This is a genomic window from Methylomonas sp. LL1 (assembly GCF_015711015.1).
In the GTDB taxonomy this organism is placed as follows: domain Bacteria; phylum Pseudomonadota; class Gammaproteobacteria; order Methylococcales; family Methylomonadaceae; genus Methylomonas.
Window position 1 is genome coordinate 1,189,491 of record NZ_CP064653.1, and the last position, 24,409, is coordinate 1,213,899.

Consider the following 24,409-nt stretch of genomic DNA (forward strand, 5'->3'; position numbering starts at 1 on the left):
ATTATTTTCCGGCGCCCTCGAACTGCGCCGATACATCTGGCATAGGTGGCTGAGATTGACCCGTTGCTGCCAGATAAGATTTAATTTGCGGTGATAATAAAAGGCAAATAAGCTGTCGTCCAAAATGTGATGACGCTCCGTTAATTGCGGGCTTAATAGGATGTGCCGACGTTAGGAGGCGCATCGCTCGAGTATCAAACACAGCATGACGGAATGCCGACGTTTTTACATGCCAAAAGCCATGTGATTTTTCACCGTCAATCTTGCCGCGCGGAAAAACAATCGCCTGCTGATTAATGAGATTGATCAATTACGAAATGCCTTTCGATATGTAAAACAACGCAAACCGTTTCATATTGATGCCATCGTCATCATGCCGAATCATTTACATTCGACTGCATGGATGCAGGAGGTAGAGCAACGCATGGAGCAGTTGCCGAGCATTTGGACATTGCCGCCCGACGACGGTAATTTCTCCGTCAGATGGAATATGTCGTCAAAAACGCCGTGAACGTGGAATATGGCAACGGCGATTATGGGCGCATTTAATCGAAGACCAAGACGATTACAATCGCCATGTCGATTATATTCATTGGAATCCGGTAAAACATGGGCATGTTCAAAATGTAATCGATTGGCCTTATTCAAGCTTCCAGAGTTATGTAAAGCAAAGTATTTATGAAAGAAATTGGGGGCATGATGAAAACAACGAGATTGATGGTATTGAGTGACGCGACCGATGCGCCTCCTAACGTCGGCACATCCTATTTGGCGCACCTTATCGCGTTAAAATTACTCGTTATGCGACGTATGATTCGATTAATTGCCAATAGATGAGGCTATAAATGTGAGATGGGCAATAGAAATTCAAAAGACGAGTCTTAATACAAGGAATCTTTCCGACCTGCTTCACGGATTAGGATTTAACCTAGTTGAAGGAATAGAATATCCGGCTTTAACATCACCGGTTATCGATGCCTGCTTGACTTCAGCAGATGTATTCGAAAAAGCCAAGGCTGTAAGAGAAGCATTTAAAGGCCCTGCACAAATAGATACCAATTTTGTACTAGGGTCAGTCATAGATTACTCCACGAATCCACCAAGACGCCATGCATTTCTTGAAGTTGAATCATTGGTATCAACAAGTACAGTAAGTGCCTGCGCTATAACAATTTCTCCACCAGATGGACTTTCAGCAACCGAATTAAAGCAGTGGCACGCAGAACACGAAGAACAGCAATATCAAGCAAAACTAGAACGTCAACGTTCGAAGCTAGAACCCGCTTTTTATAGTCCAAGAGCGAAAAAGGTTTTAGAGTTGTTAGCTATTGAGAATCCATCCGGTGAAACAATTTACAAAATTTATGAACTAGCTCAGGGACCAGCAGGGAATCGAGAAAATTTCCATAGACAGTTTGGTATATCAAAAGAGCAATTCAATCGTTTTAGAGATGCCGTACATAGCCCAGAAATTTCTGGTGATATGGCTCGACACGCTTATGGACATGGACCAAATACGCCAAATCCTATGTCACTAAGTGAAGCGGAAATCTTTATCCGTCATATTGCAGATAACTGGTTAGAAAGTGTGCGAGACAATGGATCGGACTCGTAATGCCTAACTTTGCTCGAATAGCGAATATATTGCCTTTACCGGCCATTATTTGACTTATCCTGATAGGCAGTTAAGGCCGGTTCCCGTCTTACATACACTGTCTAAGCGCATTCCGAATGCTGCCAGAATCAAATCCGGCTTTCGCAGCCTAAATTTTCATCTTGCTATCCAAAACGATAGTTTGTTCTTCTTGTGCGGCTTGTTCCGCATCCAGTTTTTTACGCTTGTCGCATTTCTCTTCGCAAACACAATTGCCGGTTCCACCACAGGAACCTTTAATGGCGTGGCGCCCGAAGATAACGCCCACCGCCATGATCGCTATCACGATTAACATGAATAAAAAAGTCGCCAAAAAGTAACCCATTGCCCTTCTCCTTAAATCATTTCAAAACCGCCTAAAACAAAAAACGAGGAGAAATCGTTAGATCGCTCCTCGTTCCATGTTCAGCGCAACGCTTGTTTAGCCGCCGAAGTCGTCCAGGAAGATATTTTCCGGATCGACGCCGTTGGCAATCAACATGTTGATCACTGAAGAGTTCATGATTGGAGGTCCGCACATGTAATACTCACAGTCTTCCGGATTCGGATGGTTTTTCAGGAACTCTTCAAACAATACGTTGTGAATGAATCCGGTATAACCTTTCCAGTTGTCTTCCGGCAACGGATCGGACAAAGCCACATGCCATTCAAAATTGTCGTTTTCCTTGGCCAGCATGTCGAAATCTTCGACATAGAACATTTCGCGTTTGCTGCGAGCGCCATACCAGAAGGTCATCTTGCGTTTCGATTTCAGTCTACGCAGTTGATCGAAGATATGCGAACGCATCGGCGCCATACCGGCACCACCACCGATGAACACCATTTCGTTGTCGGTATCCTTGGCGAAAAACTCACCATATGGGCCGGAAACGAAGACTTTATCGCCGGGTTTCAGGTTGAAGATGAAGGACGACATCTTGCCGGGCGGTATGCCATCCGGTGCGCCTGGCGGTGGCGAGGCTACACGCACGTTCAGCATGATTTCTTTTTCTTCCGGATAAGAAGCCATCGAATAGGCACGCAAGACAGGCTCGTTCACCTCGGACACATAGCGCCACAGGTTGAACTTGTCCCAATCGGGGCGATATTCCTCTGCGATGTCCATGTCCGCGTATTTGGAAACATGCGGAGGACATTCGATCTGGATATAACCACCGGCACGGTAGTTGATGGCTTCGCCTTCCGGCAGTTCCAATACCAATTCTTTAATGAAAGTCGCGACGTTGTCGTTGGATTTAACGGTGCATTCCCATTTTTTGACGCCGAACACACTGTCTTCGACTTCGATGTCCATGTTTTGCTTGACGGACACTTGGCAAGCCAGACGTTCGCCGTGGGCCGCTTCGCGTTTGGTAATGTGCGATTGTTCGGTCGGCAAAATATCGCCGCCGCCGCTATGTACCTTGACTTTGCATTGTCCGCAAGTACCACCGCCACCGCAGGCGGAAGATACGAACAACTGGTTATCAGCCAGCGCCGTCAATAATTTAGCCCCTACCGGCACATGGATTTTCTTCTCATGGTTGATCAGAATTTCCACATCCCCGGAGGCCACCAGTTTGTTCTTGGCGCCGATGATCAAAAACACCAGCGCAATCACGATGACCGTGAAGAAAATAACACCTAATGCAATTTCCAGCATTACGATACCCTTATAATTGAATTCCAGAGAAAGCCATGAAGCCCAGAGACATCAAGCCGGCTGTAATAAACGTGATGCCCAGGCCTTGCAACGCAGCCGGTATGTCACTGTATTTGAGTTTCTCGCGCACGCCGGCCATGACGGTAATCGCCAAGGCCCAGCCGAAACCGCTGCCTACGCCATAAACCGCACTTTCAGTGAAGTTGTAGTCGCGTTCTATCATGAACAAACTACCGGCCAGAATTGCGCAGTTAACGGTAATCAACGGCAAGAAGATACCCAGAGCTTGATACAGAGCCGGGAAGAACTTATCCAGGATCATCTCCAGAATCTGCACGATCGCGGCGATCATGCCGATACAGCTCAACAGGCTCAAGAAGCTCAAATCGACGCCGGTAATGCCTATCCAGGATAAGGCATCTTCTTTCAACAAGGTTTGATAGATGAAGTTATTGGCGGGAACCGTCAAGGTTTGCACCACCATTACCGCAATACCCAAGCCCATCGCCGTGGAAATCTTCTTGGACACAGCCAGGAAGGTACACATCCCCAGGAAAAACGACAGCGCCAGGTTTTCGATGAAAACCGCTTTAACAAAAAGACTGATATAGGCTTCCATTAGTGGTGCCCTCCTTCACCGTGAGCAATCGACATGATTTTGAACTCGTTATGCTCGACTTGTTTGGGTTTCCAAGTCCGGAATCCCCAGATAATCAAGCCGATGATGAAAAATGCGCTAGGCGGCAGCAACATCATACCGTTAGGTACATACCAACCACCGTCCTTGACCAGAGGCAACACGTCGAAGCCCAGTAATTTACCCGAGCCCAAGGTTTCTCTAAAGAAGGCCACCATGATCAAAATCAAGCTGTAACCCATGCCGTTACCGATACCGTCGATGAAGCTTTTCATCGGTGGATTTTTCATCGCATAGGCTTCGGCGCGGCCCATCACGATACAGTTAGTGATGATCAAACCGACGAACACCGACAGCTTTTTGCTGACATCGAAAGCAAAGGCTTTCAACAGCTGATCAACCACGATTACCAGCGACGCAATGATGATCATCTGCACGATGATCCGAATGCTGCTGGGCGTGTGCTGACGCACGGCGCTGATCGCCGCGCTGGAACACGCCGTGACCGAAGTCAAGGCCAATGCCATGATCAACGAGGTCGACATTTGCGAAGTCACCGCCAGCGCCGAACAAACCCCGAGCACCTGCAAGGTGATCGGGTTGTTATCGACCAAGGGTTCGAATAATACTTTTTTAGTTTCTTTATCCATTGTTCTGCCCTAACCGTTTTTTCTAATTTTGTTTAGATAGGTGGCGAAACCTTCGCTACCCATCCAATACTGGATCAGGTTGCTGACGCCGCGACTGGTCAAGGTCGCGCCGGCCAAGCCGTCGACTTTATTGACCGCATCGGGGCGACTGGTATCGACCGTGCCTTTGACTAAAGTCAGCGCCACATCACCATTTTCGGAATAGACTTTTTTGCCTTTCCACAATGCGCGCCAGTTCGGGTTGACGACTTCGCCACCCAGGCCCGGAGTTTCGCCTTGGTCATACAGGTTGATGCTTTGCACGGTTTGACCGTCGGCTTCCAAAGCCAGGAAACCGTACATGGTTGACCACAAGCCGTAACCGTTGATAGGCAAAATGATGGATTGCAGCTGATCGCCGTCTTTCACCAAAAACACTTTGGCAACCTTGGCTTTCATGCGAATGCTGGCAATGTCCTTGTCGACAGGAATCAATTCGTTCGTCGCTGGATCCTTAGCGGCTTTACGCTGATCGTATTCATCGACGTTGCCGTCAACATATTCACCCGTTGCCAGATCGACCAACTTGGCTTCGATTCTTTGGTTGAAAGCCTGATCAATATCGGTATCGTCTTGCAGCAAACCGGCCACATCAAGAATATTTTTCTTCATGTCCAGCGCCTTGTTGTAGCCTTGCAAGGGACGCAAGGCGACGGTCGCCAGCGAAACCAGCACTGCGCAAACCAGACACAGGGCCAGCGCCACGTTAACGGTTTTTTCCAGACTGTCGTTGCTTAAAGCCAGGATACGGTCGGCATAGACTCTGAACTGTTCATAATATTTGCAGAGCTGCTCGTTATAATTGCAGGTCTTTTTCTCGGCATTAAGCATGGCGTTTGATCCTTCTTCTAATATTTGCTTGAACAACAAAGTAATCAATCAATGGTGCAAACATGTTTGAGAAAAGAATTGCAAGCATCACACCTTCCGGGAAAGCCGGATTGATAACTCGAATGATGACAATCATGACGCCGATCAAAGCACCGTAAATCCAGCGACCGGTGTCGGTTACTGCGGCGGAAACCGGATCGGTAGCCATATAGACCGTACCGAAGGCAAAACCGCCCAATACCATGTGCCAATACCAGGGAATCGCAAACATCGGATTGGTATTGCTGCCGACCACATTCAGCAATGTCGACATCGCGATCATGCCGATCAACACGCCTGCCATGATCCGGTAAGAGGCAACGCGGGTGTACAGCAGAAAAGTCGCACCGAGCATGCAAGCCAGAGTCGAGGTTTCGCCCATCGAACCCGGAATGAAACCGACGAATGCTTGTAACCAGCTGAAGCTGGCTTTGATAGCTTCCAGACCACCGGCGGACGCCAACGACAATGCGGTCGCGCCGCTATAACCGTCGACGGCAACCCAAACCGCGTCGCCGGAAATCGAAGCCGGATAAGCGAAGAACAGGAAGGCACGGCCGGTCAGCGCGGGATTCAAGAAGTTTTTACCGGTACCACCGAACACTTCCTTACCCAACACGATGCCGAACGAGATACCCAGCGCCACCTGCCACAACGGCATATCGGGTGGCAGGATCAAGGTATACAGCATCGAAGAAACCAGGAAGCCTTCGTTGACTTCGTGTTTACGCACGGTGGCGAACAATACTTCCCAAACGCCACCAACAGCCAAAGTAGTGATGTAAATCGGGAAGAAATACAGCATGCCATGCACTAGGCATGAGATCGGGTTGTACGGGTTGTAACCGAACAAAGCCATGATCAGACTGCGCCAGCCGTTGGTCTCTTCCAGACCCATGCCTTTCATGGCCAAGTTGGCTTGATAACCGGTGTTGTACCAGGCCATCAAGATACAAAACGCCGTGGCGATGACCACGAAAGTCATGGTCCGTTTCAGGTCGTTGCCGTCGCGAACATGGGTTTTACCGCGCGTTACATCGGACGGCGTATAGATGAAAGTATCGACCATCTCGTACAGGCCGTAATACTTTTCAAATTTGCCGCCCTTTGTAAAATGCGGCTCTATGCTATCTAAAAGGTCTCTAGCCGACATTATCCTTCCTTCTCTATTTTATTTAAATTAGCTCTGAGCACTGGCGCGAAGTCGTGCTTGCCCGGATCGACGAAAGTAAACAAGGAAACATCTTCCTCGTTCAGTTCCAGACAGCCCAGGGATTGCGCCATATCGCTATCGCCCACCACGATGGCTTTCAACAGTGGTGTTGACAGAATATCCAGCGGCATCACCGACTCGTAAACGCCGACCGGCACGATGGCTCTGTTACTGCCATTTTTGTCGGTGGTTAACGGAAACAGGCGATTGTCTTTTTTATCCTTGCTGGATACATAAACATTCAATGCCGAATATTTGTCCTTGCCAGGTACTATCCAACCGAACAATTCACGCTCGCGGCCTTCTTTCAGGGCGGAAACCTGCAAGGTATTGGCGCCTAGGAAGGCAACCGGTCCCGCCGCTTCATGGCCGTACAGTACGGAACCTGAAATCACGCGACTTTCAACACCATCTTGCAACTCGCCCGCCACCAAGTCATCAATGCTGGCACCCACGCGGGTACGCACCAAGCGAGGATTCTTGACGGTAGGACCGGCCAATGACACCACTCTTTCCATGTTCAATTTGCCGCTGGTAAACAAGGCGCCGATCGCGATGACCGCTTGATAATCGATATGCCAGACAAATTTGTGAATATTGACCGGGTCGATGAAATGAATATGGGTACTAGGCAAGCCCGCGGGATGTGGACCGGAAAACTCGGCCACTTGTACCGCCGCATTACTGATGACATCGGCACCGCTGGCTTTGCACAGATAGGTTTTGCCCGAGGTTAACTTCGAGATGACGCTTAAGCCATTAGCAAAGTCGTTGGCACGTTCTTTGATGATGACCGAAGGATCCGCCGCCAATGGCCGCGTATCGATCGCCGTGACGAAAATTGAACTCGGCTCGCTGTCGACGGCCGGCACCTTGCCGTAGGGCCGAGTGACAAACGAAGTCCAAAGGCCGGACGCCAGCAGATTTTCCTTGACTTGGCCGGCCGACAGGTCAGCCAGTTCGGCTTCCTTATAACTGGTAAAGGTTTCTTGCTGGTTACCTTTCAACTCAATCACGACCGATAGCAGTGCCCGCTTATCGCCACGATGAATGGCTGTAATCACACCGGCACCCGGCGCGGTATAGTTGACCCCCTCGTTTTTCTTGTCGGAAAACAGAACTTGGCCCAACTTGACCGTATCCCCCTCCGCGACCATCATTTTTGGCTTCAGCCCCACATAATCGGCACCCAAAAGTGCAACCGACTTGATACTGTTACCATCAGTTATCTTTTGTTCGGGTCCGCCCGTGATAGGCAAATCCAAACCTTTTTTAATTGTAAATTGCATAATTGTTAAGCCTGCTCTCCAGACAAATTGCAGCCAAAAGCCCCTTGAGAACCACAAAACTCAAGGGCAGTTCAAGACATAAAACCGCATCATTACATCACAAGTTACAGGCTTACTCAACGACAAATCGCCCCTTACAGAGCGTTAACAACGCCAGCCGAGGATTACAACTCCATATCAAATATCGATTACTTTGTTGATATCAAAAGCAGCAACCGTCCTGCGACCGACATAACCGCGGGTGTTGCTTAAAATCCGGGCATCCGCAATTCGATAATCGCCCATGTTATGCACATGCCCATGAAACCAGGCGGCGATTTCATACTCATGAAACAAGGCTTTTAGATCATTGCAATAAGCCATTTTTTTTAAGGCATTCGGCGTTTCTATCCAACTCCATTCGGTGGGCGCATGATGCGTGATGACGACTGTTTTACCCGGATAAGGCTGAACCAACTGTTTTTCCAACCAAGCCTTGGCTTCATGATACAACTCGGAAAAATGGCTTTGGTTGAAGGCTTGATCGTTGAAACGGACTTTACGAAAATCATTCAGGGTTTTGCCTATCGCGACGGCTTTCTCATCCCCATCGATATACAAATCGGTCCATAGAGTACAGCCAAGAAACCGCACGCCCTGAAAGATAAATTGATCTTTTTCCAGGAACTGGATATTCGATCCGGCGCACTCCTGCCGCAGCATGCTGAGTACCTGCCCATATTCGCCGCCGTAAAATTCGTGATTGCCCGCGACATAAATCACCGGCTTGTTGATGGCCTTCAACCAAGCCACGCCTTGATTGGAAACCCCGATATCGCCGGCCGCAATCACAATATCGGCATCGGTTTCCGGCAGGCTTTGCTCTCCGAACTCAAGGTGCACATCAGAAAAGTAGTTTATCCGCACAATTTACTCTTTCGTTTTACTGCTCATAAGGAGGTATAATTCTAATTCCTAAGTGATTTACTTGGTATTTTTTAAATAACTTTGATTGATTGCAAACAAGAATTCTATGTCGATTAGCCCCAGAAAACACACACAACAGGTTTTGGTCGGAAACATTAAAGTCGGTGGCGGCGCGCCGATTGTGGTGCAGTCCATGACCAATACCGATACCGCTGATGTTGCGGGAAGCGTTCAACAAATCATGGAATTGTCCACCGCCGGCTCGGAAATGGTCCGCATCACGGTCGACCGAGAAGAAGCAGCCCAAGCAGTACCGGAAATCGTCAACCGTCTGGAACAAAAAGGTTATTCGGTCCCCATTATCGGCGACTTCCATTTCAACGGCCACAAGTTACTGGAAAAATATCCGGAATGCGCCCAAGCGCTGTCCAAATACCGTATCAATCCCGGTAACGTGGGCAAAGGCAAGGCGCGGGATCCACAATTTCAGCAAATGATCGAATTTGCCTGCAAATACAATAAACCGGTGCGCATCGGCGTTAACGGCGGCAGCCTCGATCAAGCCGTTTTGACCCGTTTGCTGGATGAAAACAGACAATTGGCAAATCCAAAACAACTGCCAGCCATCACCCGCGAAGCGATTGTTTTGTCGGCGCTCGAAAGCGCCGCCAAAGCGCAGGAGCTAGGCCTTGGCAAAGATAAGATCATCCTGTCCTGCAAAATCAGCAATGTGCAGGAATTGATCAGCATCTATGAAGACTTGTCCAACCGTTGCGATTACGCCTTGCACCTGGGCTTGACCGAAGCCGGCATGGGCTCGAAAGGCATCGTCGCATCCTCGGCCGCGCTCGGCGTGTTGATGCAACAAGGCATAGGCGACACCATCCGCATTTCGTTAACCCCGGAACCCGGCGCGGCGCGCACCAAGGAAGTCATCGTTGCCCAGGAGATCCTGCAAACCATGGGATTCCGCTCGTTCACACCGATGGTAATCGCCTGCCCCGGTTGCGGCCGCACCACCAGCGATTACTTCCAAAAACTGGCGCAGGAAATTCAGGCCTATTTGCGCGATCAAATGCCGATCTGGAAGGATAAATACAAGGGCGTCGAAAACATGGAAGTCGCGGTAATGGGTTGCGTCGTTAACGGCCCCGGCGAAAGCAAAAACGCCAATATCGGCATCAGCCTGCCCGGCACCGGCGAATCCCCTGTCGCTCCTGTATTCGAAGACGGCGTCAAAACCGTCACGTTGAAAGGTGACAACATTGCCGGCGAATTCCAAGCTCTGGTCGAGCGCTATATCGAATCGCACTACAGCGCTCACTAAGCCACAATCTATAGATCGAGCGCGATTGCCATGCCCGAGGGGAAGAGGAAAGCTGATTGACCGAAAATGCTAATAGCGCTAATTACATTAAAGGACCGCTATCGCCAACTTCCCCTAGGATGACGCGTACCCGATGCGGCAGTCCATCATTGTTTAATCCCAGGCTATTGACGCTTAACTGAGGCACTCCGTCCAGCTCCAGCATGACAATACCGCGCGTGACGCCATGGGGGTTTTCTACCGTGATTTCATAGCGGCTATCCAGATGCTGATAAAAAATGCTGTAACCGGGCCAACCGCGAGGAATGCAGGGATCGAATACCAATTCGTTGCCACGCACTTGCAGCCCCAATAGTGATTCCAGTCCCGCCCGGTAAAACCAGCCCGCCGCACCGGTGTACCAGGTCCAGCCGCCTCGGCGGGCGTGCGGCGATTCGGCATAGATATCCGCCGCCAGCACATAGGGTTCGACTTTATAGGCATAGACGCCGGTACGGCTGGCCGTGCGGTTGATCGGATTCAACATCCGCAGCAACTCGGCCGCTTGATCGCCGTCGCCCAGCATGGCATAGGCTATCACCGACCAGATGGCGGCGTGGGTATACTGGCCTCCATTCTCCCGCACGCCCGGCGGATAACTTTTGATATAGCCGGGATCGCGTTCGGTCTTGTCGAACGGCGGCGTGAACAGCAGCACCAAATCGTCGCCGTAACGCACCAGATATTCCCGCACCGAATTCATCGCCCGCCGGGCGCGCTCGCCATCAGCCGCTCCGGAAATGACGCCCCAGCTCTGCGCGATCGAATCGATACGGCATTCGGCGTTGGCGGCGGAACCCAACGGCGTGCCGTCGTCGAAATAGGCGCGCCGGTACCAGGCGCCGTCCCAGCCTTCGGCTTCGACGGCAACCTTCAATTGACTGGCATGCTCGCGCCAACGCTCGGCTTGTTGGTTATCCCCCCTTCCCTCCGCCACGCCGGCAAACTCGAAAATTGTGGCTATCAAAAACCAGGCCAGCCAGATGCTCTCGCCCCTGCCCTGATTACCGACCCTATTCATGCCGTCGTTCCAGTCACCACTGCCCATCAGCGGTAAACCGTGCGAGCCTGTAGTCAGGCTCAGGTCCAACGCACGCGCGCAATGTTCGAACAGACTGGCGCGCTGCTGCGACTCGATCGGCTGATAATAAGCATCATCCTGTTCCGGCCCCAAACTGGCCCCTTCCAGAAACGGCAACTCTTCCTCCAACACGCCGAAATCGCCGCTGACTTTGACGTAATGGGCCACGACATAGGGCAACCAGATGCGGTCGTCGGAAAAACGGGTGCGCACGCCGCGGCCGGTGGGCGGATGCCACCAATGTTGCACATCGCCCTCGCCGAACTGGCGCGCCGCGGCCCGCAGAATGTGGGCACGGGCAAGCTCGGGCTTGGCCACCACCAAGGCCATGCAGTCCTGCAACTGGTCGCGAAAGCCGAAGGCTCCGCCGACCTGATAGAAAGCCGCTCTGGCCCACATCCGGCAACTCAGGGATTGATACAGCAGCCAGCGGTTCAATAATAAATCCAGTTCCCTATCCGGCGTTTTTACCTGCACCTTGCCCAACACCTGTTGCCACGACGCTTGCACCTTGGCATACAGCTCCGTTACCTGGCTGGCGCGATAACGCCGCAGCAACTCCATGGCATGGGCTTTATCATTGCCCTGCCCCAACAGAAACACCAACTCGGTTGTGCCGTTGGCCGCGAGTTCTATCGTCGTCTCCATTGCCGCGCAAGCATCCAGGCCCGCGCCGACCCGGCTTTTTTGCGCCTTGGGATTCAACAGGCCGGCCGGCGCATCCAGGCTGCCGTTCCGGCCGATGAAGTCGGCCCGATTGCAGGTCCAGCCGCTGTGGCGGGCGGTGAAATTGGCGAAAGCAACCCGCTGGCCGAATTCCATGTCTCTGGGGTTGCTGGCCAAGATGGCACCGGTTTCCGGATCCAATTCGGTGATGATGTAAGGCGCGGTCACGCTACGCGAAGCGCCCAGCACCCATTCCACATAAGCCGCAATCGTCAAGCGGCGGGTGCGCCCGGATACGTTGGTCAGGGTCAGCACGGAAATCTTGACCGGATCGTCGGTTCCGACAAATTGCAGCAATTCGCTATGAATGCCGTGCGAGGCATGCTCGAAACGGCTATAACCCTGGCCGTGGCGAATCACATAGCTGGCGTTGTCAACCCGAATCGGCAAAGCGGTCGGGCTCCACAACTGCTGGCTTTCATCGTCCCGGATATAGAAAATTTCGCCGGGCGTATCGCTGACCGGGTCGTTCGACCACGGTGTCAACTGATTCTCCCGGCTGTTGCCGGCCCAGGTGCAGCCGCTACCCAGCTCCGAAACCATGAAGCCGAATTCGGCATTGGCGATGACGTTGATCCACGGCGCCGGCGTCCATTGTCCCTTATCCAGCACAATCAGATATTCTCGTCCGTCTTCGGCAAAGCCACCCAGACCGTTGAAGAACTCCAGCGGCGGCAGCGCCAATGCCGGCGCGTCGTAGACCGGCGAAGTCGGCGCTTTGGCCGCAACAAACGGCGCGGCCAGCCTGGGCCGGCGCAATAATTGTTCGGCTAGGGTGCCACGACTGCTGACCAGCACCGCCCGCGCAAGGGTTTGCAGCAAGCGCCGCTCTTCCATCGACAACTGGTCGATCCGCATCACAAAAATCGTCCCATGGCTTTCATGTTCGTGATGCTGAGAACGCGCCTGATTGTCCCGCACCATGCTCTCCAGCAGAGACTGCAGGTCGTCGACATAGGACACTTCTTTTTCGTTCAAAATTACCAAATCAACGGCCAGTCCCTTGATGCGCCAGTATTCATGGGCGCGCAGCAATTGTTCGACGATGCCGCGGTCTTCCGGCTCGGTTACCCGCAACAGCACGATGGGTCTATCGCCCGAGATACCATGCCGCCACAAGCCGGTAATATTCAGGTTGTTCATCTGCATCAATTTGCTGGCGGGCCGCAGGGAGGGATCGGCGTAAATCAGGCGGTTGGCCAAATCCTGGAACAGCTGAGCTTCGTCCGGCTTGGTACGCAAATGATGCAACTGTACATGGGCATGCGTCCAGGCCAGGGCCGACACCCTATCCCAAACCGTCACGTTGTGGTATTTGTCGGCCAGATCCTCCGCCGCCTGACGCGAACCGGCAACCAGGGTGGTAAAGGTTACATGTTCGGTGGCACCGGCGGCAATCCTGACCCGCGTGCGCAGACTGAAGATGGGATCGAGCACCGCCCCCACCGTGTTACTGAGCGGACGGCCATCCATCACCGCAATCGGTTCCCGCAAGGTTTGGCCGCGACCGATAAAACGGGCGCGGTCGGTTTCATATTGCAGGCCGTCGCCGGTTTGCCGCTCGGCCAGTACATGCACCGACCATAGCTCGGGATCGCTGGCCGCACGCTGACGCCGGTGCGCAAGCAAGGCCCGCGTCTGCGGCAGAAATTCGGTATGGACGAACAGATTGGAAAAAGCCGGATGGGCAATGTCCGCCGGCATGGCTGCCAGCACCAGCTCGGCATAGGAGGTGATGTCGATTTCCTGCTCGCGCATGCCGTTGTTGGTCAAACTCAGGCGGCGGATTTCGGCGTCGTCCTCGGGCGACACCACGATCTCCAGCGTCGTCACCAAGCTGCCGTCGTCGCGGGTGATGCGCACGCGATCTTCGACGAACAGCACTTCATAGTGATCGGGGGCTTTGGTGGTCGGCTGGTAGCCGGCCGACCACACCTGACCGCTGGCGACGTTGCGCAGGTACAGATAACTGCCCCAGGCATCGCGGGTTACGTCTTCGCGCCAGCGGGTCACCGCCAGATTCCGCCACAGGCTGTAACCAGATCCGGCTGCGGTGAGCATTACCGCGTAACGGCCGTTGGATAACAGATGGCTGGACGGCACGGCCGACATCGGCGAAGGTACCCGTCTCACCGGCGGCTGCACGGTTTCCTTGACTTCGGACAATTCCTGCAGCAACGGCAGGCTGGCGGACTCCGCGCCGTGCGGAATGCGTTCCTGCAATAATAAATCGGCGGCCTGAATCAGCGGCGCGCAATGGAAGCGATGCCGCATGGCCCCGTCATGCACCGCATTGGCAAAGGCCACCAGCGACATGCCCTGATGATGCGCCATATAACAACGCACCATTGCCACCCGCTGGCCTTCCGCCAGCCGGATCGGGGTGAAATCCAGCGCTTCGTAGAAACCAAAACGGCCCAAGGCGCCCTCCCGTTCCAGATGCTGAAAATTTTCCACGGCGGCATGCGGCAAATACATCGCCGCCAATGCCGTGGCGTAGGGCGCAATCACCAATTCTTCGCCCAGCCCGCGCTTCATTCCCAGACCTGGCACGCCAAAGGCGGAATATTGATAGGTCATGAACAGATCGCGGCCGTTGAAGGCCGATTCCGAAACCCCCCACGGCACCCCGCGCTGTTCGCCGTATTCGATCTGCCGGTTCACCACCAGCCGGCAGGTTTGATCCAGCAGGCTGTAACGCGGGGTAAAAGTCACCAACGAAGGCATCAGATATTCGAACATAGACCCCGACCACGACAGCAACACCGTGCCCTCGGCGGCGCGCGTTACCCGCCGCCCCAAATGGAACCAGTGATTACTCGGCACATCGCGCTTGGCAATTGCCACCAAACTGGATAGGCGGGCTTCGGAAGCCAGTAAATCATAATAACTGGGATCGAGATCGCCCTCCATGACCCGATAACCCAGCGCAAACATGTGCCTATCCGCCGCGTACAGAAAGCCGAAATCCATCTCATGGAACAAGCTGTCCAACTGTTCGACCATGTTTTGCAGACGTCTGGTCAGCGCATGGGCCTGTTCGCCGGCACGCCGCAACTGGCCAGCCCGTGCTTTCAAATCAGTGGAGGCAATGGGCTGCGTAACCGAGGTTTCAATGTCGGCCAAACACTGTGCATAGTGGCGGGAAAGTTCACTCAAGCCGAGTTGCAGCGTCGGCTGTTTTGGCAACCCGGACTGAGCGGAATGGGATGTCTCCGACTCCGCGCCGGTAGCGAAGAAAGCGGCGAAATGAATCCACGGCACCAGACTATCGACGTCGCGTGCGTGAGAGCGGATGTCATCGCACAGTAAATTGGCCCATGCCAGCACTTCGCTTTTCTCCGCATCGCCGCGTTCGGCGGCATAGGCATGCGCCAAATCCTGCAGGGTGTCGGCGCAAAAACGCAACTGCCTCCAGAGAACGCTCCAGGCGTGAGGCTCGCTCGGCTGGTTGGCCAGCAATTCACCCAGCACAACGGTTTTTTGCCGCAGCTCTTTCAAGGTCACCGTCAACGTCCGCCGGTCGTCCTGGATTTTTTCCAGCTCGTTTATCAGCAGTTGATGAGTATCGGCTAGGCCGCTCAAGGCGTTGGAAAACGCCAGCGGTTGGGACAGCATTTCCCTGCAGGCCTGAGCCAGCACCAACAGATGTCCGGCCAGATTGCCGCTATCCACGGTCGACACGTAACGCGGTTCCAGCGGGTGCAGATCGACGGTGTCGTACCAGTTATAAAAATGCCCATGCAGACGCGGCAGCGCTATCAGTGTCGTCAGGGTCGCTTCCAGGCGGTCAACGCTGTCCATCAAACCAATCCAACCAAAATCTCGTGCTGATACCACCGATAACAAATAGAGACCGAAATTGGTTGGCGAACTGCGATGGGCGATAACGGGTTGCGGGTCTTCCTGAAAATTATCCGGCGGCAGATGGTTTTCCGCCGCCGTGACGAAGGTGGTGAAAAACCGCCAGATACGCCGGCCGATCAAACGCAGTTGCCGAGCGTCCTCGGGCAGCAAGGATTCGGCCAGATCGAGTCTGGGCGGCAGGCTCAAGCCGCGCGCAATCACCGGCGCCAGCCACCACAACAACAGAAACGGTGCCGCGACCTCGATTGCGGCTGGATTGAACAGCAGTACCAGCGCGCCGGCACCGATCACCACGGTAGACGAGTGGCTTAACGGCCGAATCAGGTTAGTCAGTGCGTAACCGGTCGACTCCTTTGCCTGCAAGGCGGTGACCCACTTCAACAATTGGCGCCGGGTAATGAATAACCTGACCAGCGTGCTGACGATGGCATCCGTCATCAGCCAGGCCTGTTGCGCCAAAAAGGTCAACGCCACCAGGCTGTTGCCGCCCGCCAGCAAGATATTTTCCGCCGCCGCGCGCAAATGGGTTTGCAACGAAATGCCACGGCGCAAGGAAGTAAATCCGGCCGTGAATGCCAGAATCGCCGGGAAGGCTAGGGCTGCCAGCACCAAGCCGATCAAAATGACCTGAGGTGCATCCGGAATGGCCCAGGTCGCCACCAATGCCGAGAATGCCGCCGGCGCCGACAGCGAGCGGCGTAAATTGTCCAACATTTTCCAGCGGCCTATCATCGGCATGCCCTTGCCGCGCCGGCCGAAAATCCAGGGTATCAGTTGCCAATCGCCGCGTGCCCAACGGTGTTCCCGCGATGCGGCCACTTCGGTGTGCGAGGGAAATTCCTCGTAAAACTCGATGTCGCTGACCAGTGCACAACGGACATAGACGCTCTCGAACAAGTCGTGACTGAGCTGGGTATTGTCCGGCACCCGTCCCGCCAGCGCGGCCTCGAAGCTGTCTACATGATACAAGCCCTTGCCGCTGTAAGTGCCGAGCGCGAATAAATCCTGATATAGCTCGGACACCGAACTGGAGTAGGCATCGGTGCCGGAAGCACCGGCAAACATCTGGTGAAACATCGAGCGTTCCTGGCGTTGCGGCAAGGTCGGCGTCACCCTGGGCTGAAGAATGCCATAACCATCCACCACCGAGCGGCTGTCGGGATCGAATACCGGCCGATTCAAGGGATGGGCGGCCACGCCGACTAATTGCGACACCACGCCCATCGGCAGTTTGGTATCGGCATCCAGCGTAATCACATAACAAACACCGGGCGGCGCCGTGGCCGGCTTGTCGTCAATCGGCACAAACGAGGTATCGGTGGCGCCACGCAGCAAACGGTTGAACTCGTGCAGTTTACCGCGCTTGCGTTCCCAGCCCATCCACTTGCCTTCGCCAGGATTCCACAGGCGTTTGCGATGAAATATAAAAAAGCGTTGTTCGCCATACTTGGCGTTGAGTGCGGAGACAGCGGTCGAGGCTACGCTCAATAACTGTTCATCGTTGGGCATGGTTTCCTGTTCGGCATCGCTCCAATCGGACAACAAGGCAAAGCGCACCTCGCCTTCCGGATTGGCCAGATAGCGAATTTCCATCTGGGCTACCTGTGCGCTTACGCCGGCCTCGTTTTCAAACAGGGTCGGCACCACCACAAAGGTGCTGAAGAGCCGCGGCACCCCATCCTTCAGATCCAGCCTGGGTAGATGGCTGGGCGGCAGACTGGCGATGATTACATGGTTCAATAAACCGACGGCAATATCCGAGGCCGGGAACAGGCCGAACAACATCAGCAGAAACACTTGAAATCCGTTAAGTCCGGCCGCGATACACACCGTCAGGGGCAGTGCCAGCAGCAACAAGGTTAACAGGGCCAGACTGCCGACATAAGCCACTCCGGCCTGGGCCACATAGGCGCGCAACAGCCGTTGTTTAAGTGTAGGTTTAAAATCGACTTCCGGCTCGAACGCGTAACGGCCGGCGCCGATCAAGTAATAGCCGGGTTCCTGTAGGCGTGGGTCGGCAGTCAGCTGTTCCTTGGCCGATTGCACCTTGGCAATCACCTTGCGGGCGATCTCCACCTCGGAATGTAACGAACGCTTGGCCAGATCCTCGATCGCATGCCGGTAACGATCGCGGGTAAAAAAATCCATTGCCGCGTAACCTTCATGGCCGCGCAGACAGGCGTCCACCAGGCTGGCTTCCTCGACAAAGCTAGGCCATTCGAACGCCGAGATGGCGCGCATACTGGTGATAATATTGCGCACCGTCCAGTTATCGGCGATTTGTTCGGCGTGTTCCCGCCGCACAATGTCGTCCAGGCTGGCGGCTTCCTGGTCCAGCCAGTCATTCAGAAAATCCAGGGACAGCATGGCACCGGGATGCGGGTCGTGCGAGCGTTGCAGGATTTGCACCGCATAAGCCTGACGCAAGGGCTCAGTGGGCAATACCGGCACAGGCAAGGCTGTGTCCGGCTTATCGGCGCGGGCGGCGATTTGTTCGATTTGATCGACGAATTCGTCCGCCAATTGCCGGCCGGTTTGTGAGCGCATGATGCGCACGGCCAGGCGGCGCAGGTTCTCAACCAGCAACACCCGCAGTGTAATCGGTATTGCCCACAATTCCCCCAGCGTCAGCGGCTGCACGTTTTGATAAGCCCGCACGAACAAGGTCAACAAGTCTGGAGCAAAACGGCTGTCGGTATGCGCCACCAAGGCCCAGGCAATGCCGTAGATGCGAGGATAGCCGGCCAGTACGCCTTCGCTCAGTTTCGGCAATTCCCGATAAAAACTTTCGGGTAAGTCCAGGTAAATATCGCTGACCTGTTCTTCGATGACGTGAAAATTATCCAACAACCATTCGGCGGCCGGCGTGATGGCATGCTGGGCACGCACCGACTCGGCAACCGATTTATAGGCTTCCAGCAGCACCAGGGAATTTTCGTGCACCCTGGGAATCAGCTTCTGCACTTTGCCGATGTTGCCGACTTTTTGCGCCTGCGCTAGACTCACCGCATGTTGTTCGAGCCGGTCGGTGCTGAACAACTCGAAACGAATGGGAGCATCCTCGCCGCCGGGATGATCGAGTCTAACCCGTTTCCGTTGTTCTCGCCGCTTAGCCATGCTGATTCCTTGATCCCCAATTTTAAAAAGCGAATGGCCAGACCTGTAACAGATGCAACCGAAACGGTGTGACTTTTCGATTAAATGACGCCTAATACCAGCAGGATCAGTAGGATGATTAAAATCGTTCCCAGTCCGCCGCTGGGTCCATAACCCCAAGAGCGGCTATGCGGCCAGACAGGAATGACGCCAACCAGCATTAGGATAAGTAAAACGAGTAATATTGTGCCGAGTGACATGATAGAGCTCCTGATAATTACAAAGATTGAACGAAAAACTATTGCGATTCCGCGTGACCTTGGTCAGCGGAGAATTGCTGTCAGCGGTGAACGAGGCCCAAGATGCCCACGACAATCAAATACACCGCCACGAAATAATTTAGAAACCTGGGAACCAACAAAATTAATATGCCTATCACCAGGGCCAACAACGGTTCGATTGCGAGATTCATGACACCTCCCCTCAAATGAATGAGTCTGGAGCTTAACGCTAAGAACGAACACGGTCTGTACGCTATCGCACACACTTCCGGGATGTTGTTGGCATACCCCAGCTTCTGGCCAGATATAGGTCGAATTTAAACAAACGACACCAAAGTCCCACGGGAATTTGGGCCGTAAGGCGCAGGCTTTTACTCAGTCTGTTGCTCGCCGCCTATTCCACTACAAACCAGGCCCTTGATTCCGGTCCGATTACGCCAGTAGTGAATATCGGGGGGTCGGGTACGGCGAGCCGACACAACACAACAGCCCATATCTGCCGCCCGGCGAATTTTGCTACAGAAATTCATATTCACCGCTCCCTTAAACTCTCCCCGACATGCTCGATCAACGGGCTGAGGAAATATTCGATTACCCGCCTTTTACCGGTTTTGACTTCCACCGTAACCGCCATGCCGGGACTGAGACTGACGGTTTTGTTTTCGACCCGCATCGTGGTGCGCGGCAGCCTGACGCGGGACGAATAGATCAACCCGCGCTTTTCATCGTTGATGGCGTCACCGGATACTTGCAACATTTCACCGTGCAGGGCGCCGTATTTGGTATAGGGGAAGGTTTCGATCTTGATTTCGGCTTCCTGGCCGGGATTGACGAAACCGATGTCCTTGTTTTCGATAAAGGCTTCGATTTCCAGGGCCTGATCGGCCGGCACCACGATCATCAAAGGCTGAGCCGGCGTTACCACGCCACCGACGGTATGCATGGCCAATTGCTGGACGATGCCATCGACCGGCGCGGTCAGTTTCAGTAACTGGCTGCGTTGGCGGGCTTTGATAATCGCCTGTCGGTAGGTGGCGATTTTTTGCTCGCTGTCGTGTAAACGGTCCAGCGCGGTGCGTTTAGTGGAGGCCAACAGTTCGACTATTTGTTTGTCCGCTTCCTGAATGTAGGCTTTGACCGATTGCAGTTTTTCCTGCTGGGTCGCCAATTCGCCCTCCTGTTCGATACGGGCTTGTTCGCGTTCCAGATAATCATGACTGGAGACGAATTTTTTGCCGTGTAGCTGTTGGTAATCTTCGGCCAACTGGCGGGCAATCGGTGCGGTGTTTTGCAATTTGCCGACCGTCGCTTGAATCGCGCGCAGCTCCGCTTGTCGGCTGATTTTATCGGCTTCCAGCCGTTCCAGTTTACTCAGCAACTCCTGCCATTCACCATCCAAATGCCATTGTTCATTATCGGCCTGTTGCCGCGAAACGCCTTCCGGCGTATGCAGTTGCGGAGCTTGAGCTTTGCCTTGTTGCAATATGTTCAGGCTTTGTAGAAAAGCGTTATCGCGCGCCGCCAATAATTCAGTAATTCTCAGATCGCCCGCAATGCTGTCGGTATCCGCATCGGCGACGGTGGCATCCAGTTCGATCAGTACATCGCCGGCTTTGACTGTTTGGCCGTCGCTGACATGAATGGCCCGAACGGTAGCGGTTTCCATCGGCTGGATAGTCTTGACCCTGTCGTTGGGGACAATCTTGCCCTGGGCGGTGGCGACGATGTCGATATGACCGAGCCAGGCCCATAGCACGGCCAACAAAGCAAAGGCAATCAGAAGCCAGATGGCTACTCTCGGCGCCGGCGACACCGGCGTTTCCTGCAAGGCTAAGGCCGCCGGTAAAAATTGAGCCTCGTAGGACTGCCTCGGCAGGCTATCCAACTCCGCTCGCCGCGCCCAAACCTGGCGGAATACGGCGGTATAGCGGTGCAGTAAATCCAGAGTGGCTTGAAATTTGAGCATGTTTTTGATTCAGTTAAAGATGGGCGTTAAGGATTTTCGATAAACCGGAACGGTGTAGGGTCGAATTTACTTGTGCCCTTGAGGGTATTCGACCTGCCGTTTGCGGCGAAGCCATTAGGTCGAATAAATTCGACCCTACAATTAATCTTTCATCCCATCTGCAAACGGTGCAAATAGGCATAATGCCCATCCTGCCGATTCAGCAATTCGGCATGGCTGCCTTGTTCGATGATCCGGCCCTTGTCCATCACGATAATCCGATGGGCATCACGCACCGCGCTCAAACGATGGGCAATAATGATCACCGTGCGGTTTTGGCAGATGGCTTTCATATTGGTTTGGATGATGCGTTCGGATTCATAGTCCAGCGCGCTGGTGGCTTCGTCGAAGATCAGGATGCGCGGGTTGGCAATCAAGGCCCGAGCGATGGCGATACGCTGGCGCTGGCCGCCGGACAAAGTCGAGCCGTGTTCGCCGACCAGGGTGTCGTAGGCTTCCGGCAGTTCCAGGATGAAGTCGTGGGCGCCGGCCAGCTTGGCGGCGGCGATCACCTGCGGCAGCGGCGCGCCGGGATCGGTCAGGGCGATGTTGTCGCGGATGCTGCGGTTGAACAACACGTTTTCCTGCAACACCACTCCGATCTGCCGCCGTAACGAGGACACATCGGCCAGCGCCAAGTCCAGGCCATCGATCAAGACCCGGCCGCGTTCCGGCACATACAGGCGTTGCACCAATTTCGCCAGCGTGCTCTTGCCGGAGCCGGAACGGCCGACGATGCCAATCACTTCGCCGGGCTTGACCTCCAGACTAATGCCACGCAGCACTTCCGAGCCGTCGGGCTGGTAACGGAACAGCACCTGATCGAAGCTGATGCCGCCCTGAATCGGCGGCAGACTGCTCTTGTTGCCGACGGCTTCGTTGCGGGTATTGAGAATATCGCCCAGCCGTTGCATCGAAATACCGGTTTGCTGGAAGTCGGTCCACAACTGCGACAGGCGCATCACCGGTTGGGCCACATGGCCGGCCAGCATGTTGAAGGCGATCAACTGGCCGACGCTGAGTTCGCCGTCTATCACCAAGCGGGCGCCCAGCCACATGGTGGCGACGGTAACCAACTTGCTTATCAAGGTAACGCCGCCGTTGGCGAAGATGCCGATGGTGGCAGTGCGGAAACCGGCGGCAATGTAGGCCGCCAGCTGTTGATCCCAGTGCCGGGTCAGTTGCGGCTCCACCGCCATGGCTTTTACGGTACCGATACCGGCAATCGCTTCGACTAAAAAGGCTTGATTCTCGGCACCGCGGTTGAACTTTTCGTGCAAACGGCCGCGCAGCATCGGCGTGTACAGCAACGACAACAGCACGTAACAGGGTAAGGACACCAGCACGATCAAGGTCAAATCCCAGCTGTAATAGCTCATCACCGCCAGAAACACCACCGAGAACAATAAATCCAGCACCACCGTTACCGCGTTGCCGGTCAGGAAGGCGCGGATATTTTCCAGCTCGCGGACACGGGCCACCGAATCACCCACCCGCCGCGCTTCGAAGTAAGCCATCGGCAGATTCAACAAATGCCGGAACAAGCGCGCCCCAAGTTCCACATCGATGCGGCTGGTGGTATGGGCGAACACATAGCCGCGTAAACCAGTCAGCACCACTTCGAACAGCGTAACCACCAACAGGCCGACCGCAATCACATCCAATGTGGTAAAGCCTCTATGCACCAGCACCTTGTCCATCACCACCTGAAAGAACAAGGGCGTGACCAAGGCGAACAACTGCAACACGAAACTGACCAGCAACACTTCCAGTAACAGCTTGCGGTATTTGACCACCGCCGGGATGAACCAGGTGAAATCGAACTTGCCCAGTTCGGCGGCCAGACTGGCGCGGGAGGCGAACAGGATCAGCTCGCCCGTCCAACGCTGCCGCAACTCGGCCAAGCTCAAACGCTCCGGTCTGCCGCTGGTGGGGGATTGAATCAGCACCTGATCACCCTCCGCCCTGGCCAGGATGAAATAGCTGCCGTCGACCGCATGTGCCAGGGCCGGCAACGGCGTGGTCAACAAACGCCCCACCGGAACCTTGACAGCCTTGGCCTTGAGGCCCAACTTTTTGCTGGCCAGCAGGATCTCTGTCTGGCTAAAAGCTTGACCGCCATGGCTGTATTCGTGGGCCAGTTGATCGGGATCGGCGGCGATACCGTGCAGCCGGGCCATCATCACCAGACCGATCAGACCAGTGTCGGTGGATGCTTCAGGTGCGGCATGTGTGGGAGAAGAGGAAGTCATTGATCCAATAAAAACGAAAAAGAGTTAAGACCGGAAAGGTTCAAAGCCCAACATAAAAAACAGCGCCAAGCTGAGACAACCCGGCGCTTTGAACCTTGAACCAATTGATTATTTCCAATTCGCCGCCAACACCGGTGACAATGCCGCCTGATAATTGTCCGGCAACGTGGTTTGCCCGGCCGCCGGTGGGGCAAAGGCGGCCATGGCGTTAGGACTTGGCTATTGAGCAAACGCGATAACGTGCGCTGATAGGATGCTGCCGACGTAAGAAGGCGCATCGTTCGCGTTATTCGATACCTTGAATTTCATATTGCTCATTACTTCCCCAATCATTTGAATAAATGCCGCGTTTCACAAATTGATGAAAACTTGAATACGGCCAATCCATCACCCGTTTTACATAACCATGCTTGACCGGATTCCAATGGATATAATCGATATGCCGATTTAAATCATCTTGGTCTTCGATTAAATGTGCCCAAAACCGTCGTTGCCAAATGCCGCGTTCGCGCCGTTTTTGACGACTTTTGGAAACCCGTTCATCGGTTGATATTTTTCTAGAACAACACCCTTTCAATAAATTCCATCGCATTGAATAATCGCTATCACCTGGCGGCAATGTCCAAATGCAATGCAAATGATCGGGCATGATTACTATCGCGTTTATTTGAAATGGCTTTCGTTGTTTTACATATCGAAAGGCTTCTCGTAATTCATTAATCTTTTCGACTAATAAATAATTGTTTTTCCGCTCGGCAAGATTGACGGTGAAAAACCAGGTGGCTTTCGGAATATAAAATCGACGGTATTCGGTCATGGCGTAACTTTGAACTCG

At 53.9% G+C, this 24,409-nt stretch carries 17 protein-coding genes and 1 pseudogene; 3 read left to right on the top strand and 15 right to left on the bottom strand.

Features of this window, described 5'->3' with window-relative positions:
* Position 1: 1 nt before the first annotated feature.
* Entirely contained in the window at positions 2–310 is a 309-nt protein-coding gene (locus tag IVG45_RS05920; RefSeq protein ID WP_196436954.1) for a hypothetical protein, read from the bottom strand.
* Here IVG45_RS05920 and IVG45_RS22970 point away from each other — a divergent pair.
* Both IVG45_RS22970 and IVG45_RS05925 read left to right on the top strand, forming a co-directional pair.
* Positions 206–731: pseudogene (locus IVG45_RS22970) on the top strand (REP-associated tyrosine transposase). The gene IVG45_RS05920 and the pseudogene IVG45_RS22970 sit on opposite strands and share 105 nt — an antisense overlap.
* A 92-nt stretch (positions 732–823) precedes the next feature.
* Entirely contained in the window at positions 824–1,615 is a 792-nt protein-coding gene (locus IVG45_RS05925; RefSeq protein WP_196436955.1) for a hypothetical protein, read from the top strand.
* Positions 1,616–1,763: 148 nt separating this feature from the next.
* Here the strand turns inward: IVG45_RS05925 and nqrM are convergent, their stop codons facing one another.
* The 8 genes from nqrM to IVG45_RS05965 all read right to left on the bottom strand — a co-directional run bounded on the left by nqrM (position 1,764) and on the right by IVG45_RS05965 (position 8,900).
* Complete coding sequence (gene nqrM / locus IVG45_RS05930) at positions 1,764–1,979, bottom strand: (Na+)-NQR maturation NqrM (protein ID WP_196436956.1); 216 nt, start codon at positions 1,977–1,979, stop codon at positions 1,764–1,766.
* A 96-nt stretch (positions 1,980–2,075) separates the two neighbouring features.
* On the bottom strand, positions 2,076–3,296 hold the full coding sequence (gene nqrF, locus IVG45_RS05935) for an NADH:ubiquinone reductase (Na(+)-transporting) subunit F (protein ID WP_196436957.1): 1,221 nt from the start codon (positions 3,294–3,296) through the stop codon (positions 2,076–2,078).
* A 10-nt stretch (positions 3,297–3,306) separates the two neighbouring features.
* Positions 3,307–3,915 (bottom strand): NADH:ubiquinone reductase (Na(+)-transporting) subunit E, encoded by a 609-nt coding sequence (gene nqrE / locus IVG45_RS05940; RefSeq protein ID WP_196436958.1) that lies wholly within the window; start codon positions 3,913–3,915, stop codon positions 3,307–3,309.
* Complete coding sequence (locus IVG45_RS05945) at positions 3,915–4,583, bottom strand: NADH:ubiquinone reductase (Na(+)-transporting) subunit D (RefSeq protein WP_196436959.1); 669 nt, start codon at positions 4,581–4,583, stop codon at positions 3,915–3,917. The genes nqrE and IVG45_RS05945 overlap by 1 nt, the downstream gene beginning before the upstream one ends.
* A 9-nt stretch (positions 4,584–4,592) precedes the next feature.
* On the bottom strand, positions 4,593–5,453 hold the full coding sequence (locus IVG45_RS05950; protein ID WP_196436960.1) for a Na(+)-translocating NADH-quinone reductase subunit C: 861 nt from the start codon (positions 5,451–5,453) through the stop codon (positions 4,593–4,595).
* Positions 5,446–6,645 carry an NADH:ubiquinone reductase (Na(+)-transporting) subunit B gene (locus IVG45_RS05955; protein WP_196436961.1) on the bottom strand — a complete coding sequence of 400 codons (1,200 nt, stop codon included), beginning with the start codon at positions 6,643–6,645 and terminating at the stop codon, positions 5,446–5,448. The genes IVG45_RS05950 and IVG45_RS05955 overlap by 8 nt, the downstream gene beginning before the upstream one ends.
* Positions 6,645–7,994, bottom strand: a complete 1,350-nt coding sequence (locus IVG45_RS05960; RefSeq protein ID WP_196436962.1) for a Na(+)-translocating NADH-quinone reductase subunit A — start codon at positions 7,992–7,994, stop codon at positions 6,645–6,647. Before IVG45_RS05960 ends, IVG45_RS05955 begins: the two co-directional genes overlap by 1 nt.
* A 177-nt stretch (positions 7,995–8,171) precedes the next feature.
* Positions 8,172–8,900: a metallophosphoesterase gene (locus IVG45_RS05965; protein WP_196436963.1), complete on the bottom strand. Its 729-nt coding sequence runs from the start codon at positions 8,898–8,900 to the stop codon at positions 8,172–8,174.
* Positions 8,901–9,006: 106 nt separating this feature from the next.
* Here IVG45_RS05965 and ispG point away from each other — a divergent pair, with 106 nt between their 5' ends.
* Positions 9,007–10,227, top strand: a complete 1,221-nt coding sequence (gene ispG / locus IVG45_RS05970; protein WP_196436964.1) for a flavodoxin-dependent (E)-4-hydroxy-3-methylbut-2-enyl-diphosphate synthase — start codon at positions 9,007–9,009, stop codon at positions 10,225–10,227.
* An 82-nt stretch (positions 10,228–10,309) separates the two neighbouring features.
* On the opposite strand, the gene IVG45_RS05975 is transcribed toward ispG, so the two are convergent.
* From IVG45_RS05975 to IVG45_RS06000, 6 genes are all read right to left on the bottom strand, one after another.
* Complete coding sequence (locus IVG45_RS05975) at positions 10,310–19,057, bottom strand: GH36-type glycosyl hydrolase domain-containing protein (protein ID WP_196436965.1); 8,748 nt, start codon at positions 19,055–19,057, stop codon at positions 10,310–10,312.
* Between the two features lie 80 nt (positions 19,058–19,137).
* Entirely contained in the window at positions 19,138–19,296 is a 159-nt protein-coding gene (locus IVG45_RS05980; RefSeq protein ID WP_196436966.1) for a DUF3309 family protein, read from the bottom strand.
* A gap of 80 nt (positions 19,297–19,376) precedes the next feature.
* Positions 19,377–19,508 carry a DUF3096 domain-containing protein gene (locus tag IVG45_RS05985; protein ID WP_196436967.1) on the bottom strand — a complete coding sequence of 44 codons (132 nt, stop codon included), beginning with the start codon at positions 19,506–19,508 and terminating at the stop codon, positions 19,377–19,379.
* Between the two features lie 341 nt (positions 19,509–19,849).
* Positions 19,850–21,283 (bottom strand): HlyD family type I secretion periplasmic adaptor subunit, encoded by a 1,434-nt coding sequence (locus IVG45_RS05990; RefSeq protein WP_196436968.1) that lies wholly within the window; start codon positions 21,281–21,283, stop codon positions 19,850–19,852.
* A 149-nt stretch (positions 21,284–21,432) separates the two neighbouring features.
* Entirely contained in the window at positions 21,433–23,574 is a 2,142-nt protein-coding gene (locus tag IVG45_RS05995) for a type I secretion system permease/ATPase (protein WP_196436969.1), read from the bottom strand.
* Between the two features lie 286 nt (positions 23,575–23,860).
* Positions 23,861–24,391, bottom strand: a complete 531-nt coding sequence (locus IVG45_RS06000; protein ID WP_196436970.1) for an REP-associated tyrosine transposase — start codon at positions 24,389–24,391, stop codon at positions 23,861–23,863.
* Positions 24,392–24,409 lie beyond the last annotated feature (18 nt).

Excerpts from the sequence above, each read along its gene's own strand:
- IVG45_RS05995 (WP_196436969.1), bottom strand. The coding sequence starts at position 23,574 with ATGACTTCCTCTTCTCCCACACATGCCGCACCTGAAGCATCCACCGAC.
- nqrF (WP_196436957.1), bottom strand. The coding sequence starts at position 3,296 with ATGCTGGAAATTGCATTAGGTGTTATTTTCTTCACGGTCATCGTGATT.
- ispG (WP_196436964.1), top strand. The coding sequence starts at position 9,007 with ATGTCGATTAGCCCCAGAAAACACACACAACAGGTTTTGGTCGGAAAC.
- IVG45_RS06000 (WP_196436970.1), bottom strand. The coding sequence starts at position 24,391 with ATGACCGAATACCGTCGATTTTATATTCCGAAAGCCACCTGGTTTTTC.
- IVG45_RS05945 (WP_196436959.1), bottom strand. The coding sequence starts at position 4,583 with ATGGATAAAGAAACTAAAAAAGTATTATTCGAACCCTTGGTCGATAAC.
- IVG45_RS05990 (WP_196436968.1), bottom strand. The coding sequence starts at position 21,283 with ATGCTCAAATTTCAAGCCACTCTGGATTTACTGCACCGCTATACCGCC.
- nqrE (WP_196436958.1), bottom strand. The coding sequence starts at position 3,915 with ATGGAAGCCTATATCAGTCTTTTTGTTAAAGCGGTTTTCATCGAAAAC.
- nqrM (WP_196436956.1), bottom strand. The coding sequence starts at position 1,979 with ATGGGTTACTTTTTGGCGACTTTTTTATTCATGTTAATCGTGATAGCG.
- IVG45_RS05985 (WP_196436967.1), bottom strand. The coding sequence starts at position 19,508 with ATGAATCTCGCAATCGAACCGTTGTTGGCCCTGGTGATAGGCATATTA.
- IVG45_RS05980 (WP_196436966.1), bottom strand. The coding sequence starts at position 19,296 with ATGTCACTCGGCACAATATTACTCGTTTTACTTATCCTAATGCTGGTT.
- IVG45_RS05950 (WP_196436960.1), bottom strand. The coding sequence starts at position 5,453 with ATGCTTAATGCCGAGAAAAAGACCTGCAATTATAACGAGCAGCTCTGC.
- IVG45_RS05960 (WP_196436962.1), bottom strand. The coding sequence starts at position 7,994 with ATGCAATTTACAATTAAAAAAGGTTTGGATTTGCCTATCACGGGCGGA.
- IVG45_RS05955 (WP_196436961.1), bottom strand. The coding sequence starts at position 6,645 with ATGTCGGCTAGAGACCTTTTAGATAGCATAGAGCCGCATTTTACAAAG.
- IVG45_RS05975 (WP_196436965.1), bottom strand. The coding sequence starts at position 19,057 with ATGGCTAAGCGGCGAGAACAACGGAAACGGGTTAGACTCGATCATCCC.